Raw genomic sequence first — 15,853 nt, 5'->3', positions numbered from 1 at the left:
CTCAGTTGTTCTCCTCTACGACTCGGCGGCGCGCAGCGCCTCCATCCGGGGCGGCGGCGGGTGACGGGTGGGCAGTCTCGTCGCGGGACAGGGCGGGCTCGGAGCCGCCCAGCAGCAGGTACATCACGGCCATCCGGATGCTGACCCCGTTGGCGACCTGCTCGACGGCGGTGCAGCGGGGCGAGTCGGCCACCTCGGCGGTGATCTCCATACCGCGGTTCATCGGCCCGGGGTGCATCACGATGGCCTGCTCGGGCATCCGCGCCATCCGCTCGCCGTCCAGGCCGTAGCGGCGGGCGTACTCGCGCTCGGTGGGGAAGAAGGCGGCGTTCATCCGCTCCCGCTGGACGCGCAGCATCATCACGGCGTCGGACTTGGTCAGTACGGCGTCCAGGTCGTAGGAGACCTCGCACGGCCAGCTCTCCACACCGATGGGCACGAGGGTGGGCGGCGCGACGAGGGTGACGTGGGCGCCCAGGGTGGACAGCAGGTGGACGTTGGAGCGGGCGACGCGGCTGTGCAGGATGTCGCCGACGATGGTGATCCGCCTGCCGTCGAGCGCCGCGCCCTCCTCGCCCACCAGCCTGCGGCGCATGGTGAAGGCGTCCAGCAGCGCCTGGGTGGGGTGCTCGTGGGTGCCGTCACCTGCGTTGATGACCGAGCCGCCGATCCACCCTGAGGTGGCCAGGCGGTGCGGAGCGCCGGAGTCGCCGTGCCGGATGACGACGGCGTCGGCGCCCATCGCCTCCAGGGTGAGCGCGGTGTCCTTGAGGGACTCGCCCTTGGAGACGGAGGAGCCCTTCGCGGAGAAGTTGATGACGTCGGCCGAGAGCCGCTTGGCCGCCGCCTCGAAGGAGATCCGGGTGCGGGTGGAGTCCTCGAAGAAGAGGTTGACGATGGTGCGGCCGCGCAGCGTGGGCAGCTTCTTGATCGGCCGGTCGGCGAACCTGGCCATCTCCTCGGCGGTGTCGAGGATGAGGACGGCGTCGTCGCGGGTGAGGTCGGCGGCCGAGATGAGGTGGCGCTTCATCTGTTGCCTTGTGCCTTCCGTGGGTGGGATGTGAGTCGTCGCGAGGGCGGGCGCGCCGAGGGGCGCATCCGGGCAGGGCGCGCTTGCGGGCAGCGTGCGCCGGGGTGGGGCGGGGCAGGGTGGGTCGTGGCGAGCCGCACGCGGGCGTGCGGCGGCGCTCCGTGCGCCGGGGGTGGTACCGGCTCGGCACGCTCGCGGGAACGCCGGGCGCGGTCCGGTGTGGTGCGCTAGCCGGCGGGGGCCGTGCCCCGGCGGGGACGAGTGCTGCCTTCGGCGTGCTCGGATTCGGACGCGCGGGTGCCGAGCAGGACGCCGTCGTGGCCGTCCTCCTCGGTCAACTGGACCTTGACGGTCTCGCGCTGCGAGGTGGGCAGGTTCTTGCCGACGTAGTCGGCACGGATCGGAAGCTCGCGGTGACCGCGGTCCACGAGGACGGCCAGCTGTACCGCGCGGGGACGCCCGATGTCACCCAGGGCATCGAGTGCGGCGCGGATGGTGCGGCCGGAGTAGAGCACGTCGTCGACGAGGACGATGAGTCGTGCGTCGACGCCTTCGGCCGGGATCTCGGTGTGCGCGAGCGTCCGCGCGGGGCCCAGACGGAGATCGTCCCGGTACATGGTGATGTCGAGCGAGCCGACCGGGATCGCGCTGCCGGTGATCTCTTCGAGCTTGGCGGCCAGCCGTCGGGCGAGGAAGACGCCGCGGGTGGGAATGCCGAGAAGTACCACGTCGTCGGCGCCCTTGGCGCGTTCGACGATCTCGTGGGCGATGCGGGTGAGCACCCGCTTGATGTCCGGCCCCTCCAGTACGGGGCGTGCCGGATGCAGGCTGGAGCTGTTGTCGTCCATGGAAATCGGACCTCCTTCCCCGCCTCACGGGACGGGCCTTAAAGGACGTCTGTGCTGTCGTCGCTCAACGCTACCAGGACCCGCCGACGAACCCGCGCGGGGGCGGTGCCAGCCGTTCGGACCCCCTCGGCTTGACGCGGCACATTACGCTGCGTAACCTCACAGTGAGTTACGAAGCGCGAGGCGCGCGGCGCAGCGAACCGCCTGGCGCAGCCGCTTTAGCGATACAGCGTCCGGGGAGCCATATGTCCAGCGAATACGCCAAACAGCTCGGAGCCAAGCTCCGCGCCATCCGCACCCAGCAGGGCCTCTCCCTCCACGGTGTCGAGGAGAAGTCCCAGGGCCGTTGGAAGGCGGTCGTGGTGGGCTCGTACGAGCGCGGCGACCGGGCCGTGACCGTGCAGCGCCTCGCCGAGCTCGCAGACTTCTACGGAGTACCGGTGCAGGAGCTGCTGCCCGGTACCACTCCCGGTGGAGCCGCCGAGCCGCCGCCGAAGCTGGTGCTCGACCTGGAGCGCCTGGCCCACGTACCGGCCGAGAAGGCGGGTCCGCTCCAGCGGTACGCCGCGACGATCCAGTCGCAGCGCGGGGACTACAACGGCAAGGTCCTCTCCATCCGCCAGGACGACCTGCGCACGCTGGCCGTCATCTACGACCAGTCGCCGTCCGTGCTCACCGAGCAGCTGATCAGCTGGGGCGTGCTGGACGCTGACGCGCGTCGAGCCGTCTCGCATGAAGAGGTCTGAGCGCCGGCACCGGTCCGACAAGCGACAAGGGGGTGCCCCCTCACACCCGGTGTGAGAGGGCACCCCGTCCTGTCTTTCGGTCCCTGACCACCAGGGGTCACCGCAACAGCGTCGGCTTCAGTTCTTTCAGCCGGCCCAGCAGGCCGTTGATGAAGCCCGGGGATTCATCGGTGGAGAACTCCTTCGCCAGCTGGACCGCCTCGTCGATGACGACCGCGTCCGGGACGTCGTCGGCCCACAGCAGCTCATAGACGCCCAGCCGCAGGATGCTCCGGTCCACATCGGGCATCCGGTCCAGGGTCCAGTCCACCGCGTAGGTGGACAGCAGTTCGTCGATCCGGGGGGCGTTGTCCGCGTACCCCTCCACGAGCGTCATCGAGTACTCGGAGACCGGCGGCTGCCGGGAGTCCGTCCGGGCGAGCCGCAACCAGTCCGCGAGCACGGTGCGCACATCGGCACCGCGCTGGTCGGCCTCGAAGAGGATCTGGAAGGCGCGCTTGCGGGCCTTGTTGCGTGCGGCCACGGTTAGCTGTTCACCCGACCGAGGTACTCACCGGAGCGCGTGTCGACCTTGATCTTCTCGCCGGTCGTGATGAAGAGCGGGACCTGGATGCTGTGGCCCGTCTCCAGCTCGGCCGGCTTGGAGCCGCCGGTGGAGCGGTCGCCCTGGACGCCCGGCTCGGTGTGCTTGATCGTCAGCTCCACAGCGGCAGGCAGCTCGACGTAGAGCACCTCGCCCTCGTGCTGCGCCACCGTGGCGTCGAAGCCCTCGACCAGGAAGTTGGCCGCGTCGCCCACGGTCTTGCGGTCGACGTGGAGCTGGTCGAAGGTCTGCATGTCCATGAAGACGAAGTAGTCGCCGTCCATGTACGAGAACTGCATGTCCCGTCGGTCCACGGTGGCCGTTTCGACCTTGGTGCCCGCGTTGAACGTCTTGTCGACGATCTTGCCGGAGAGGACGTTCTTCAGCTTCGTACGGACAAAAGCCGGCCCCTTGCCGGGCTTGACGTGCTGGAACTCGACAACGGACCAGAGCTGGTCGCCGTCGAGCTTGAGCACCATGCCGTTCTTGAGGTCGTTCGTGGATGCCACGGTCGCGGAATCTCCTGAGACTGCTGCGGAGACCAGGGCGCCTGCCCGCCTCCGACGACCCGTGGGCCGAGCCCCCGCGGGGGCTAGAGGGCGAGCAGCTCCTTGGTCGTGATGGTGAGTAGCTCGGGTCCGCCGTCCGCCTGCGGGCGGACGACGAGCGTGTCGTCGATCCGGACGCCGCCCCGGCCCGGGAGATGGACCCCCGGTTCGACGGTGACCGGCACACAAGCGTCCAGTTTACCCACGGCCTCAGGTGAGAGCCGAGGGTCCTCACCGATTTCCAGCCCGACCCCGTGCCCCGTCGACTCGCCCAGCGCCTCGCCGTGCCCCGCCGCGCCGAGAACCTGGCGTGCTGCCCGGTCCACCTCCCGGCACTCGGTACCCGGGCCCAGCGACTCCCGCGCGGCCCGCTGAGCGGCGAAGACGGTGTCGTACAGCTCGATCTGCCACGCCTCGGGCGCGGTGCCGATGACGAAGGTACGGCCGATCTGGCAGCCGTAGCCCCGGTAGCGGGCGCCCAGCCGGACGGAGAGGAAATCCCCCTCCTCCACCCGCCGGTCGGTGGGACGGTGACCGGCGAGGCCCGAGTTGGGGCCGGTGGCGACCGAGGTGGGCAGCGCGGCGCCCTCGGCCCCGTGGTCGATCAGCCGGCGCTCCAGTTCCAGGGCCAGATGCCGCTCGGTGCGGCCCACCAGGATCGACTCCAGCAGCTCGCCGAGCGCCTGGTCGGTGATCTCGGCGGCGATCCGCAGCGCCGAGATCTCCTCCTCGTCCTTGACGACCCGCTGCTGCTCCACCGCCAGGCCGAGGTCCGCGAGCCGCACGGAGGGCGCCACATCGGCCAGCGCCCGGTGCCGGGCCACGGTCAGATGGTGCTCCTCGACAGCCAGCGCACGGGCTCCACTCTTCTCGGCGAGGCCGGCGGCGGCCACGGCGGCGTCGTTCCGGGCGCCGCCGTGCGGCTCAGCGGCGTAAGCGCCGCTCGGTACGTCCAGGACGACCTCACGGAGGTCGTCGGCCGGGTGGGCGCCGTTGGCGGGCCCTTCGCCTGGGGCCGAGACGAGGGTGTCCTGGCCGTCCGGGCCGAGCAGCAGCACGCTGCCGGGCGCCGCGCGGCCGGTCAGATACCGGACGTTGGCGGGGCGGGAGATCAGCACCGCGTCCGCGGAACCGTCATGGGCGGTGTTCGCCGCACAACGGTCGCGCAGCCGGGCGCGGCGGGACACATGCACCTCGGACATATGCCGAGGGTACGCAGCGCCGGGCCCGTCGGCCCGCCGGGACACGGCCGTGTGGGCGAGGCAATGAGGATTGTCAGCTCAGCACGGAGGGCTTCGCCCCACCCGGGCCCCCTGACGGGGCGCCGACCGTCACGTCACCAGCTCACCGGGCTGGCCAGGCTGCGGGCCACCACGTTGTCGAGCATCTGCGCCGTGCTGGCCACGTCCTGCCGGGAGTTGTCGATGATCGGGAGTCCGGAGCTGTACCAGCCCGCCATCCGGCCGTGGATGTGCGCCACCTCCTCGTCGGCCAGCCGCCTGTTGCCCGTACGCTCGGCGTTCCGCTCCAGGACGATGTCCAGCCCCGGCAGCAGCACCACCGGGATGAGACCGGGGCCCACATGCCGCTTCCAGCCACCGAGGCCGATGACGGGCCAGTCGGGGAAGACGGCGTCGTCCAGGATGCAGGAGATGCCGTTGGCCAGGAAGTTACGGGCAGCGAAGCCGCAGGTGCGGCGGGCGAGGCGGTACTGCGCCTCGGAGTTGTCGTTCCAGCCCGTCTGCGGGTCGGCGAAGCCGGAGCGCACCCACTCGCGTACGTCGTCGAGGCTGATGTGCGCGGTGGGCACGGCACGGTGGTCCGCCCAGTAGCGCGCCACGGTCGTCTTGCCCGCGCCCGCCGGACCGATCAGCAGCACGGCGACGGCGGCGCGGGTGGCGTCCAGCTGGGCGGGGGACGCGCCGGGGGCCGGGACCTGGACCGGGGCGCCCGGCGGCAGCTTCACATGGCCCGTCGACTCGCCGGCCGGAGCGCCGGTCGGTGCCCCGCCGGCCGGCTGCGGGGGCGCGCCCGAGGGTGGTGCCGGTGCGGCCGGGGGCTGGGCCGGGAGCGGGCGGGTGTGCTGCCGGGGAGGCTGGTGGGGCTGCTGCGGCTGGTGCGGGGGCTGGGGTGGCTGGGGTGCCGGAGCGGGCGGGTGCGGCGGCTGGGAGTGGGGGTGCGGGGGTTGCGGCTGCGGCGCCTGGGTCTGCGGGGGCATCTGGGTCTGCGGGCGCGACGGGGGCGCCTGCGGATGGGGGTGCGGCTGTCGCTGTGCCGGGCCCTGGGCCGAGCGGGCACCGGGGGCCGGCGGGGGTGCGGGCCACTGTGCCCCGAAGCCTCCGTAGGCGCCTTGGGCACCGCTGTGCTGCATCCGGACCCCAACTCCGTCCCACGTGTGAAGGCGCTGCGACGCAACGCCAGGTGTTGTGCGAATACTGACGGTACCTTCCCCGACCGTCTCCGTGTGAACGGCCGGGTCGGCTCCCGAGTGCCCGACGCTCCCGAAGACCCACCCGGTTCCCCGCGTGACGAACGTCAAAGGGCTTCGGGGCTGCGGGACTTCAGGCGGCGATCTCGGCGTGTGCCGCCAGCAGCATCGCGGGGTCGGGGCTCTCCAGGACCGCCGGTTTGGCGAGCCCTTCGAGCACGATGAAGCGCAGCCGGTTCCCGCGCGACTTCTTGTCGACCTTCATGGTCTCCAGCAGCTTGGGCCACTGGTCGCCGCGGTAGGTGACGGGCAGCCCCACCGACTCCAGCACCGTGCGGTGCCGTTCGGCCGTGGCGTCGTCCAGCCGTCCGGCGATCCGCCCCAGCTCGGCGGCGAAGACCATACCGACCGAAACGGCCGCGCCGTGCCGCCAGTTGTAGCGCTCGTTCTTCTCGATGGCGTGCCCGAGGGTGTGCCCGTAGTTGAGGATCTCCCGGCGGCCCGACTCCTTCAGGTCCTCGGAGACCACCTCGGCCTTCACCCGGATCGAGCGCTCGATCAGTTCGGCGGTGTGCGGCCCCTGCGGGGTGCGCGCCGCGGCCGGGTCGGACTCGATCAGCTCCAGGATGGCCGGGTCGGCGATGAAGCCCGCCTTGATGATCTCCGCGAGGCCGCTGACGTAGTCGTGCACGCCCAGCGACTCCAGCGCCGCCAGATCGCACAGCACCCCGGCCGGCGGGTGGAAGGCGCCCACCAGGTTCTTGCCCTCGGCGGTGTTGATGCCGGTCTTGCCGCCGACCGCCGCGTCGACCATGGCCAGCACCGTGGTGGGCACCGCGATCCAGCGCACTCCGCGCAGCCAGGTCGCCGCGACGAACCCGGCCACATCGGTGGTGGCCCCTCCCCCGACGCCGACGATCACATCCGTGCGGGTGAACCCGGTCTGGCCCAGCGCCTTCCAGCAGTACGCCGCCACCTCGGCGGTCTTGGACTCCTCGGCGTTGGGCAGCTGGACCGCGATGGCCTCGTACCCCTGCGCCGCCAGGTCCTCGCGCAGCGCCTCCCCGGTGGAGGCCAGCGCCTCGGGGTGCAGTACGGCGACCCGCTGCGCCCCGTCGCCGATGAGACCGGGGAGTTCGCCGAGGAGCTGCCGTCCGACGAGCACCTCGTAGGGGTCCGTGCCCGCCGTGCCACCGACGGCGATACGGGTCACGGCGGGGTCCTGGGTGGTCATTGCTGCTTCTCCGGCTGGGTGGACGGTGGCTGAAGGGCGGCGAGGATCTCGTCGGCGACCTCGTCGGGCGTGCGGTCCTCGGTGCTGACGACGGCGCGGGCCACCTCGGTGTAGAGCGGCCTGCGCTCCTCCATCAGCTTGCGCCACTGCTGGCGCGGGTTGATGACGAGCAGCGGGCGCGGGGCGTCCAGTCCGACGCGCTTGACGGCCTCCGTCACCCCCATCTCCAGGAAGACGACCGGGTGTCCGGCCAGCAGCTCCCTGGTCTCCTCGGCCAGTACGGCGCCGCCGCCCAGCGCGAGCACGCCCGTGTGCTCGGCCAGCGCCCTGCGGACGGCCGCCCGTTCCAGCTCGCGGAAGTGCGGTTCGCCCTCGTCCAGGAAGATCTCCGAGATGGGCTTGCCCGCCTGCTCCTCGATGTCCTTGTCGGTGTCGCGGCAGGTCACCCCGAGCCGCTCGGCCAGGATCGCGCCGACGGTCGACTTGCCGACCCCCATCGGGCCGACGAGCACGACGGCGGGCCCGGTCACTTGACCTCCAGGTTGTCCAGGAAGCCGCGGACGTTGCGCCGGGTCTCGGCGACGCTGTCCCCGCCGAACTTCTCGGCCACCGCGTCCGCCAGCACCAGTGCGACCATCGCCTCGGCGACGATCCCGGCAGCGGGCACGGCGCACACGTCGGAGCGCTGGTGGTGGGCCTTGTCGGCCTCGCCGGTGCGGACGTCGACCGTGGCCAGGGCGCGCGGCACGGTGGCGATCGGCTTCATCGCGGCCCGCACCCGCAGCAGCTCGCCGGTGGACAGCCCGCCCTCGGTGCCGCCGCTGCGCCCCGAGGCGCGGCGGATGCCGTCCGGGGTCGGCAGGATCTCGTCGTGCGCCTGCGAGCCCGGCACCCGGGCGAGGCCGAAGCCGTCGCCCAGCTCCACGCCCTTGATGGCCTGGATGCCCATGAGCGCCCCGGCCAGCCGCGAGTCCAGCCGCCGGTCCCAGTGCACATGGGAGCCGAGCCCGACGGGCACCCCGTGTGCGACGACCTCGACGACGCCGCCGAGGGTGTCGCCGTCCTTGTGGGCCTGGTCGATCTCGGCGACCATCGCCTCGCTCGCCTCGGCGTCCAGGCAGCGCACCGGGTCGGCGTCCAGCCGCGCCACGTCGCCGGGCTCCGGGACCGAACCGTACGGCGCCTTGGCCGCGCCCAGCTCGACAACATGGGAGACGATCTCGATACCGGCGGTCTCCTTGAGGAAGGAGCGTGCGACGGTGCCGAGCGCGACCCGCGCGGCGGTCTCCCGCGCCGAGGCGCGCTCCAGCACCGGGCGGGCCTCGTCGAAGCCGTACTTCTGCATACCGGCGAGGTCGGCGTGGCCGGGGCGGGGCCGGGTGAGGGGGGCGTTGCGGGCCAGCTGCTCCAGCTCGGCGGGGTCGACCGGGTCGGCCGCCATGACCTGCTCCCACTTGGGCCACTCGGTGTTGCCGACCATGATGGCGACCGGGGAGCCGAGGGTGCGTCCGTGGCGTACGCCGCCGAGGAAGGTGACCTCGTCGCGCTCGAACTTCATCCGGGCGCCGCGGCCGTAGCCGAGGCGGCGGCGGGCCAGCTCGTCGGCGACCATGTCGGTGGTCACCGGTACGCCGGAGGGGAGGCCCTCCAGGGTCGCCACGAGTGCGGGGCCGTGCGACTCCCCCGCGGTCAGCCAGCGCAACCTGCTCAACGGTGCTCCTCTCGGCCGCTTCGCGGCCCGTCCCACTTCCTGGGGTTTTCCTGGGACCGATCCTCCCATGCCGCCGGGAGGAGCCTTTCCCCGAGCCGTCTCCGTCTCGGAATGTGGGCGGCGGGCTGGTCAGACGGCGCGTCGGCTCACGCGGCGCGGGCCCGCAGTTCGGCCTCTCCCGCGGCCCGCATGGCGGCCAGCGGGGCTGGGCCGCACCCTGTCATCAGCTCCACCTGGAGCACCGCCTGGTGCACCAGCAGATCGAGGCCGCCGATGACAGCGCCTCTCCAGGCTCCGGCCAGCGCGGTCGGCCACGGGTCGTAGAGGACGTCGAAGAGGGTGCCGCCCGAGGCGGGCACGGCCTGGGCGAGCCCGTCGGTGGCGCCCGCGGGCGTGGTGGAGATGACGAGCGGCGCCCGCAGCCCCTCGGCCGCCCGGACCCAGTCGGCCGTCCGCACGGCGACCCCGAGCCGCTCCCCCCAGCCCCGCATCTCGCGGGCGCGCTCCTCGCTCCGTACATAGGCGGTGACCTCGCCCTCGCAGATCCGGGCGAGGGCTGCCAGCGCGGAGGACGCCGTGGCGCCGGCGCCCAGCACGGTGGCGCTCTCGACCGCGCGGATGCCGCGCTCCTCCAGCGCTGCGACCATGCCGGGGATGTCGGTGTTGTCCCCGGTGCGCCGCCCGTCGTCGCTGAAGAGCACCGTGTTGACGGCCTCCACGGAGGCGGCCGTGACGGTGATCTCGTCCAGCAGTGGGATGACGGCGCGCTTCAGCGGCATGGTGAGGGAGAGCCCCGCCCAGCGCCGGGCGCCGGGCTCCGGCTCGTCCAGACCGGACAGAAAGCCCGCGATGCGCTGTTCGTCCACGTCATAGCGGTCGTAGGTCCAGCCGCCGAGGCCGAGTTCGGCGTAGGCGGCCCGGTGCAGCACCGGGGAGAGGGAGTGCGCGACCGGCGAGCCGAGGACGGCGGCACGCCTGGCCTCGTGCGAGGAAGTGGTGGGCATCAGCCGCCGTGCTCCTTACTTCTTGCGCTGTTCCTTGTTGAAGTCTTCGACATTCCTCTGATGTTCGTGCGCATCGTCGGTGAACCGCGTGTCGCCCGGTTTCACCGTGACGAAGAACAGCCAGTCGCCCTTGGTCGGCTTGAGTGCCGCTTCTATCGCCTGGTGGCCCGGGTTGCCGATGGGGCCGGGCGGGAGCCCCTTGTGCAGATAGGTGTTGTACGGCGAGGGGTACTTGGTGTCGGCGACCGAGGTGTTCAGCGTGGAGCGGCCCATCGCGTAGTTGATGGTGGAGTCGAAGCCGAGCCGCATGTCCTTGTCGAGCCGGTTGTAGATGACGCGGGAGACCTTGCCGAACTCGTCGTCCTGCTGCGCCTCCGCCTGTACGAGGGAGGCGATGGTGATGATCTGCTCCGGCGTCTTGCCGATGCTCTTGGCCTTCTGCTCCAGACCCACCTTGGCGTACTCGGACTCGGCCCGCTTGACCATCTGCCGCAGCACGTCGAGCGGCTTGCTCTTCTTGCTGACGCTGTACTTGGAGGGGAAGAGGAAACCTTCCGGCTTGCCGTGTGCCCACTTGGGAAGGCCCAGATCGCCGGATTCGGCGGCCTTCTTCGTCGTTCCCTTGGCGACGTCGAGCTTCTTGTCGATCTCCGCGTAGACCTTGGTGGCGCGCCAGCCCTCGGCCACGATGAGGCCGTTCTGGCTGGCCGGGTCGAGCATCATCGCGACGGCACTGGCGCCGGACATCTTCTTGCGCAGCGTGTAGGTGCCGGCCTGGATGCTCCGCGCCTTCTGATTGCTGCCTGCCGCCTCGACGAAGGCGCCCGGGCTCTTGACCACACCCTCCTTCTCCAGCACCGCTCCCATCTCGGCGAGCGAGGCGCCCTCGGGGATGTCGACCATCACCTCGCCGGTGCCGTCGCCCGCGTAGTCGGGCGCGGGGCCGAAGTGGGTCTGGTAGAAGTCGTAGCCCACGTATCCGACGACGCTCACCCCGGCCACCAGGGCCGCCGTGATGACCAGCCCGCAGCCGCGCCCGCGCTTGGTCCTGCCCCCGCGCCCTCGGCGGCGGCGGTCCTCGTCCTCGCCGTAGTCGTCGTAGTCGTCCTCGTACGGCTCGTCGTCGCCGTCGCGGTCCTGGAAGAAGGCGTGTTCACCCTGGTCGGGCCCGGGGTCCCAGCCGGTCTCCGGGTCGGCCGTCGGCTCGGGCCCCTGCCGGGGCCGGGGCACGGTCTGCTGCTGCGACGGGTGCGGCTGGGAGGGCTGCGCCGGATAGCCGCCCTGCTGGGCGTAGGGGCCCGGGTGCTCCCCGGTGGGGTACTCCCCGGTGCCGTACCCCCCGGCGGTGGGGTACTCGCCCGTCCCGTACCCGCCGCCGGGGTACTCGCCGGTGCTGTACTCGCCAGTGCTGTACTCGCCGCTGGGGTGCTGCATGTACTGCTGACCCGTGGCGTACTCGCCGGTGCTGTAGTTCCCGCTCGGGTACTCGCCGGTGTGGTACTCCCCGGTGGGGTACTCGCCCGTGCCGTACTCCCCGGTGGGGTACTCGCCCGTGCCGTACTCCCCGGTGGGGTACTCGCCCGTGTGGTAGTCGGCTGTGGGGTACTGGCCGGTGCCGTACGGGTCGGCTTGCCCTCCGGCGTGCGGCTGCGCGGCGTACGACGGGTCGTAGTAGGCGCCCGGCGCTGCCTGCTGGGTGCCGTCCCAGCTGCCCTGCGCGTACTGCTGCTGCGGGTCCGGGTAGGGCTGCTGCTGGTACTGCTGTTCCGCGTACTGCTGGGGGCCGGGGTGGCCGGAATACTCCCCCTGCTGGGGAGCCTGGTTCCAGCCACCCTGATATTCGGGCTGCCGGCCACCGTCCCACTCCTGGTCCCCGTAGAGGGGGTCGTCAGGGTGCCACGGTTGGGAGCCATGTCCCCGGCCATAGTCAGTCATCGATCCCCTTGCGACGCGAGAGCGGCAGCCGGTGACGCGCCGGACGCCCCGCCGGGCCCCCGCACCGGGCGGGTCCCGTACGCGTGCGTCACGCAGGTGCGTCGACGGCTGCCGTGTCGCGCGGAACGTTACCGTACAGCGATCAGACAACCACCTCGACGCAATGGCCCGGGGGGCGGCCCGAGGTGTGCTCCGTGTCCAGCGCACTCTGCAGGATCACCACTGCGGCCGCCTGGTCGATACGTGAACGTCCCTTTTTGGAACTGACTCCCGATGCCCGCATCCCCTGCGCGGCGGTGACCGTCGACATCCGTTCGTCGACGAGTCTGACCGGAACAGGTGTGATGTTTTTCGCCAACTGCTGAGCGAATTCGCGGACCTTGGCCGCCGCCGGGCCCTCCCCGCCGCTGAGCGAGCGTGGCAGTCCGACGACGACCTCCAAGGGCTCGTACTCCTCCACCAGCGCCCTCAGCCGACGCTGGGCCGCCGGGACGTCACGCCCCGGCACCGTCTCCACCGGAGTGGCCAGCAGCCCGTCGGGGTCGCTGCTCGCGACCCCGATCCGGGCGTCTCCGACGTCGACTGCGAGGCGCCTGCCGCGCCGGAAGGACTCCGGACCTTCGGCGTCCTTACCGGCAGCGGCGTCGTCGGGGACCATCAGGCGTTGCCCCCGGCCTCGGCGACCAGGCGCTCGACGGCGGCCACGGCGTCGTCCACGGCCTCCGGGTTCTGGCCGCCGCCCTGGGCGACGTCCGGCTTGCCGCCGCCACCGCCACCGAGCGTCTTGGCCGCCGTGCGCACCAGGTCACCGGCGCGCAGCCCGGCGTCCCTGGCGCCCTCGTTGGTGGCGATCACCGTGAGCGGACGCCCGCCCGTGACGGCGAACAGCGCCACGACCGCCGGGCGGCTGCCGAGCCGCTGGCGTACGTCCAGCACCAGGGTGCGCAGGTCGTCGGCCGTGGTGCCGTCCGGCACCCGGGCCGCGGCCAGCGCGATACCGCGCACGTCCTCGGCGTTCTGGGCGATCCCGGCGGCGGCCTGGAGGACCTTCTCGGCCCGGAACCGCTCGATCTCCTTCTCGGCGTCCTTGAGCCGGGTCAGCATCCCGGAGATCCGCTCGGGCAGCTCCTCGGCCCGGCCCTTGACCAGCTCGGTCAGCTGCGAGACGACGGTGTGCTCGCGGGCGAGGAACTTGTAGGCGTCCACGCCCACCAGGGCCTCGACGCGGCGCACGCCCGAGCCGATGGAGGACTCGCCCAGCAGCTTGACCAGGCCGAGCTGCGCCGTGTTGTGCACGTGCGTGCCGCCGCACAGCTCCTTGGAGAAGTCGCCGATGGTCACCACGCGCACGGTCTGGCCGTACTTCTCGCCGAACTCGGCCAGCGCGCCCTGCTTCCTGGCGTCGTCGATGCCCATGTACTCGGCGTGCACATCGAGTTCCCTGGCGAGCACCTCGTTGATCTTCTGCTCGACGTCGGTGAGCACCGTGCCGGGGACGGCGGTGGGCGAGCCGAAGTCGAAGCGGAAGCGGCCGGGGGCGTTCTCGGAACCGGCCTGGGCTGCCGTCGGGCCCAGCGCGTCGCGCAGCGCCTGGTGGGTGAGGTGGGTGGCGCTGTGGGCGCGGGCGATGGAGCGGCGGCGGTCGCCGTCGATCTGCGCGTAGGCGGACGCGCCGACGGTGACCTCACCGACCTGGACGGAGCCCTTGTGCACGCTGACGCCGGGCACCGGCTGCTGCACGTCGCGGACCTGGATGACGGCGCCGCCCTCCAGCCGGATGCGCCCGGTGTCGGCGAGCTGGCCGCCGCCCTCGGCGTAGAACGGGGTGCGGTCCAGGACGACCTCGACCTCGTCGCCCTCACCGGCGGCCGGCGAGGAGACGCCGTCGACCAGCAGTCCGACGATGGTGGCCTCGCCCGCCGTCTCGCCGTAGCCGGTGAAGTCGGTGGCACCGGCCGTGTCGGCGATCTCGCGGTAGGCCGACAGGTCGGCGTGGCCCGTCTTCTTGGCCTTGGCGTCGGCCTTGGCGCGCTCCCGCTGCTCCTTCATCAGCCGGCGGAAGCCCTGCTCGTCCACCGACAGCCCCTGCTCGGCCGCCATCTCCAGGGTGAGGTCGATGGGGAAGCCCCAGGTGTCGTGGAGCTGGAAGGCCTTGTCGCCCGGCAGGACGGTGCTGCCGGTCTTCTTGGTCTCGGCGACGGCGGTGTCGAGGATGTTGGTGCCGGCCTTCAGCGTCTTGAGGAAGGCGGCCTCCTCGGCGAGCGCGACGGTCTCGATGCGCTTCCGGTCGGTGATCAGCTCGGGATACTGCCGGCCCATCGTCGTGATGACGACGTCGATCAGCTCCTCGGCCACCGGCCCCGTGGCGCCCAGGATGCGCATGTTGCGGATGGCGCGGCGCATGATGCGGCGCAGCACATAGCCGCGGCCCTCGTTGCCGGGGGTGACGCCGTCCCCGATGAGCATCACGGAGGTACGGATGTGGTCGCAGACGACGCGCAGCGACACATCGGTGTGCTCGGCGGCACCGTAGGCGACGCCGGTCAGCTCGGTGGCCTTGTCGATGACGGCACGCGAGGTGTCGATCTCGTACATGTTGTGCACGCCCTGCAGGACCATCGCCAGGCGTTCGAGGCCGAGACCGGTGTCGATGTTCTTGCTGGGCAGCTCGCCGAGGATCTCGAAGTCGGTCTTGGTGGAGCCCTCGCCGCGCTCGTACTGCATGAACACCAGGTTCCACAGCTCCACATACCGCTCGTCGTTGACGGCGGGGCCGCCCTCGGGGCCGAACTCGGGCCCGCGGTCGTAGTTGATCTCCGAGCAGGGGCCGCACGGGCCAGGCACGCCCATCGACCAGTAGTTCTCCTCCATGCCCAGGCGCTGGATGCGTTCGGCGGGCACGCCGACGACGTCCTTCCAGATCCGCTCCGCCTCGTCGTCCTGCTCGTAGACGGTGATCCACAGGCGCTCGGGGTCCAGTCCGTAGCCGCCCTGCTCCTGCGAGGAGGTCAGCAGCTCCCAGGCGAGCTTGGCCGCCCCCTCCTTGAAGTAGTCGCCGAAGGAGAAGTTGCCGCACATCTGGAAGAAGGTGCCGTGCCGGGTGGTCTTGCCGACCTCTTCGATGTCCGGCGTGCGCACACACTTCTGCACGCTGGTGGCCCGCGGCCAGGGCGGGGTGGTCTCGCCCAGGAAGTACGGCTTGAAGGGCACCATGCCCGCGTTGACCAGCAGCAGCGTCGGGTCGTCCGCGATCAGCGACGCCGACGGCACGACGTGGTGCCCTCGCTCCTCGAAGAAGCGCAGCCAGCGGCGGCGGATTTCAGCCGACTCCATCAGTGGTCCTCATTCCGGTCGTTCGGGTGGTTGGGGGTGGAGGGCTGGTCCTGGCGGTCCAGCCGGTCCGGGTCGCGCGGCGGAGCCTGCGGGTTTCTCCCCGCCTCAGGCCGGGGGGCGCCGCCGAGCTGCCGCTTGCGCTGCTGGCGCGGGAGGGGCTTGCCGCGCTGCGACGCGACGGAGGCCGGCTGCGCGGCGGGCAGCTCCCGGAACCTGTCGGCCTCCCCGGCCGACAGGCCCAGTGCGTCCTTGAGTTCGCTCTCCCGCTGGACCATGCCGGCGCGCACGTCGAGCGCGAACTCGCGCAGCCGGTTGCCGCCTTCGACGGCCTTGTCGGCGGCGCGCAGCGCCAGCGCGTCGGGCGCGAGGCTGCGGATCTTGCGCTGGACCTTGGTGGTGGCCCAGACACCGGCGGCGGCGCCGGTGGTGAACCAGAAGGCACGGCGGAACATC

General features: G+C 71.8%; 15 protein-coding genes. 1 reads left to right on the top strand and 14 read right to left on the bottom strand.

Annotated elements, in window-relative coordinates; translation table 11 throughout:
- Position 1 precedes the first annotated feature (1 nt).
- Together HC362_RS28500 and pyrR are read right to left on the bottom strand one after the other, a co-directional pair.
- Positions 2–1,030 carry an aspartate carbamoyltransferase catalytic subunit gene (locus HC362_RS28500; protein WP_243087041.1) on the bottom strand — a complete coding sequence of 343 codons (1,029 nt, stop codon included), beginning with the start codon at positions 1,028–1,030 and terminating at the stop codon, positions 2–4.
- 227 nt (positions 1,031–1,257) lie between these two features.
- A complete protein-coding gene (pyrR, locus tag HC362_RS28495) occupies positions 1,258–1,878 on the bottom strand; it encodes a bifunctional pyr operon transcriptional regulator/uracil phosphoribosyltransferase PyrR (protein WP_243087040.1) in 621 nt (206 codons plus the stop codon).
- Positions 1,879–2,123: 245 nt separating this feature from the next.
- Here pyrR and bldD point away from each other — a divergent pair, with 245 nt between their 5' ends.
- Positions 2,124–2,624, top strand: coding sequence for a transcriptional regulator BldD (gene bldD, locus HC362_RS28490; protein ID WP_030407913.1), 501 nt, complete (start codon positions 2,124–2,126; stop codon positions 2,622–2,624).
- Positions 2,625–2,721: 97 nt separating this feature from the next.
- Here the strand turns inward: bldD and nusB are convergent, their stop codons facing one another.
- From nusB to HC362_RS28430, 12 genes are all read right to left on the bottom strand, one after another.
- Positions 2,722–3,147 carry a transcription antitermination factor NusB gene (gene nusB, locus HC362_RS28485; protein WP_243087039.1) on the bottom strand — a complete coding sequence of 142 codons (426 nt, stop codon included), beginning with the start codon at positions 3,145–3,147 and terminating at the stop codon, positions 2,722–2,724.
- Positions 3,148–3,149: 2 nt separating this feature from the next.
- On the bottom strand, positions 3,150–3,716 hold the full coding sequence (gene efp, locus HC362_RS28480) for an elongation factor P (protein WP_243087038.1): 567 nt from the start codon (positions 3,714–3,716) through the stop codon (positions 3,150–3,152).
- 83 nt (positions 3,717–3,799) lie between these two features.
- The gene (locus tag HC362_RS28475) at positions 3,800–4,957 is read right to left on the bottom strand and encodes an aminopeptidase P family protein (protein ID WP_243087037.1); all 1,158 of its coding nucleotides are present in this window, start codon (positions 4,955–4,957) and stop codon (positions 3,800–3,802) included.
- Between the two features lie 134 nt (positions 4,958–5,091).
- Positions 5,092–6,126, bottom strand: coding sequence for an AAA family ATPase (locus HC362_RS28470; RefSeq protein ID WP_243087036.1), 1,035 nt, complete (start codon positions 6,124–6,126; stop codon positions 5,092–5,094).
- Between the two features lie 190 nt (positions 6,127–6,316).
- Positions 6,317–7,417 carry a 3-dehydroquinate synthase gene (aroB, locus tag HC362_RS28465; protein WP_243087035.1) on the bottom strand — a complete coding sequence of 367 codons (1,101 nt, stop codon included), beginning with the start codon at positions 7,415–7,417 and terminating at the stop codon, positions 6,317–6,319.
- Positions 7,414–7,947, bottom strand: a complete 534-nt coding sequence (locus tag HC362_RS28460; protein ID WP_243087034.1) for a shikimate kinase — start codon at positions 7,945–7,947, stop codon at positions 7,414–7,416. The genes aroB and HC362_RS28460 overlap by 4 nt, the downstream gene beginning before the upstream one ends.
- Complete coding sequence (gene aroC / locus HC362_RS28455; RefSeq protein WP_243087033.1) at positions 7,944–9,128, bottom strand: chorismate synthase; 1,185 nt, start codon at positions 9,126–9,128, stop codon at positions 7,944–7,946. The genes HC362_RS28460 and aroC overlap by 4 nt, the downstream gene beginning before the upstream one ends.
- Before the next feature lie 146 nt (positions 9,129–9,274).
- Positions 9,275–10,132 (bottom strand): shikimate dehydrogenase, encoded by an 858-nt coding sequence (locus HC362_RS28450; RefSeq protein WP_243087032.1) that lies wholly within the window; start codon positions 10,130–10,132, stop codon positions 9,275–9,277.
- Between the two features lie 15 nt (positions 10,133–10,147).
- A complete protein-coding gene (mltG, locus tag HC362_RS28445; RefSeq protein ID WP_243087031.1) occupies positions 10,148–12,067 on the bottom strand; it encodes an endolytic transglycosylase MltG in 1,920 nt (639 codons plus the stop codon).
- A gap of 142 nt (positions 12,068–12,209) precedes the next feature.
- The gene (gene ruvX / locus HC362_RS28440; RefSeq protein ID WP_243087030.1) at positions 12,210–12,725 is read right to left on the bottom strand and encodes a Holliday junction resolvase RuvX; all 516 of its coding nucleotides are present in this window, start codon (positions 12,723–12,725) and stop codon (positions 12,210–12,212) included.
- The gene (gene alaS, locus HC362_RS28435; RefSeq protein ID WP_243087029.1) at positions 12,725–15,400 is read right to left on the bottom strand and encodes an alanine--tRNA ligase; all 2,676 of its coding nucleotides are present in this window, start codon (positions 15,398–15,400) and stop codon (positions 12,725–12,727) included. Before alaS ends, ruvX begins: the two co-directional genes overlap by 1 nt.
- A complete protein-coding gene (locus tag HC362_RS28430) occupies positions 15,400–15,852 on the bottom strand; it encodes a DUF6167 family protein (protein ID WP_243087028.1) in 453 nt (150 codons plus the stop codon). Before HC362_RS28430 ends, alaS begins: the two co-directional genes overlap by 1 nt.
- Between the last annotated feature and the right edge of the window lies 1 nt (position 15,853).

Origin of the sequence: Streptomyces sp. 891-h, from assembly GCF_022760275.1 — a bacterium.
GTDB classification, from domain to species: Bacteria; Actinomycetota; Actinomycetes; order Streptomycetales; family Streptomycetaceae; genus Streptomyces; species Streptomyces spirodelae.
This window is presented reverse-complemented; position numbering and strand designations above follow the sequence as displayed.

Bases quoted from the DNA above. Each gene is read 5' to 3' on its own strand.
- pyrR (WP_243087040.1), bottom strand. From the start codon at position 1,878: ATGGACGACAACAGCTCCAGCCTGCATCCGGCACGCCCCGTACTGGAG.
- aroB (WP_243087035.1), bottom strand. From the start codon at position 7,417: ATGACCACCCAGGACCCCGCCGTGACCCGTATCGCCGTCGGTGGCACG.
- alaS (WP_243087029.1), bottom strand. From the start codon at position 15,400: ATGGAGTCGGCTGAAATCCGCCGCCGCTGGCTGCGCTTCTTCGAGGAG.
- mltG (WP_243087031.1), bottom strand. From the start codon at position 12,067: ATGACTGACTATGGCCGGGGACATGGCTCCCAACCGTGGCACCCTGAC.
- ruvX (WP_243087030.1), bottom strand. From the start codon at position 12,725: ATGGTCCCCGACGACGCCGCTGCCGGTAAGGACGCCGAAGGTCCGGAG.
- HC362_RS28450 (WP_243087032.1), bottom strand. From the start codon at position 10,132: ATGCCCACCACTTCCTCGCACGAGGCCAGGCGTGCCGCCGTCCTCGGC.
- HC362_RS28430 (WP_243087028.1), bottom strand. From the start codon at position 15,852: ATGTTCCGCCGTGCCTTCTGGTTCACCACCGGCGCCGCCGCCGGTGTC.
- HC362_RS28470 (WP_243087036.1), bottom strand. From the start codon at position 6,126: ATGCAGCACAGCGGTGCCCAAGGCGCCTACGGAGGCTTCGGGGCACAG.
- HC362_RS28475 (WP_243087037.1), bottom strand. From the start codon at position 4,957: ATGTCCGAGGTGCATGTGTCCCGCCGCGCCCGGCTGCGCGACCGTTGT.
- HC362_RS28500 (WP_243087041.1), bottom strand. From the start codon at position 1,030: ATGAAGCGCCACCTCATCTCGGCCGCCGACCTCACCCGCGACGACGCC.
- bldD (WP_030407913.1), top strand. From the start codon at position 2,124: ATGTCCAGCGAATACGCCAAACAGCTCGGAGCCAAGCTCCGCGCCATC.